This window comes from Hymenobacter agri (genome assembly GCF_054778495.1).
Map to the genome: position 1 here is coordinate 1 of NZ_BAAGZM010001227.1, position 626 is coordinate 626.

The following is a 626-nucleotide window of genomic DNA, read 5'->3' on the forward strand; positions in this document are numbered from 1 at the left end:
CCCAGCTACGGCGCCCATGCTCCCGTGCAGCTCACGGTGCGCGTGGCCGATGCCGCCGGCCAGCCCGTGGCCGCCACCCTGTCGGTGGGCGTGAACGATGCCGCGCTGGGGGCCCTCGACCCCAACGCCGAAACCATTGCCTCGAACCTGCTGCTCACCTCGGACCTGACGGGCTTCGTGGAGAGCCCGGGCTACTACTTCCGCAGCCCTACGCCCACCACTGCCCAGCACCTCGACGACCTGCTGCTGACCCAGGGCTGGCGGCGCTTTGTGTGGAAAAACGTGCTGGGTGGCCAGGCACCGCCCGCGCGCTTCAACCCCGAGCAGGAGCTTAGCCTCGTGGGCCAGGTGGTGAGCGAGCACGGCCAGCAGCCCATTCCGAACAGCCAGCTCACCTTTCTGCAAACCAAGCCAACGCACAACGTGACCACGGCCACCACCGGCCCCGATGGTCGCTTTGCCTTCGCAGGTATTCCGGTAGTCGACACGGCCCTGGTTACCCTGCAGGCGCGCCGGTCGCATGGCGGCTCCAACGTGCTCATTCTGCCCGACAATGGCCCCGTGCCGACCATCCAACCCCTGCCGCTGCTGCCGGCGCTGTCGGCGGCTCCGCCGGCCGTGGCCTC

Annotated in this window: 1 protein-coding gene; it reads left to right on the forward strand. The window is 69.3% G+C overall.

Annotated features, from left to right (window positions below):
- On the forward strand, window positions 1-626 hold a 626-nt coding region (locus ACYVDE_RS25470; RefSeq protein ID WP_460504301.1), incomplete at both ends, for a carboxypeptidase-like regulatory domain-containing protein.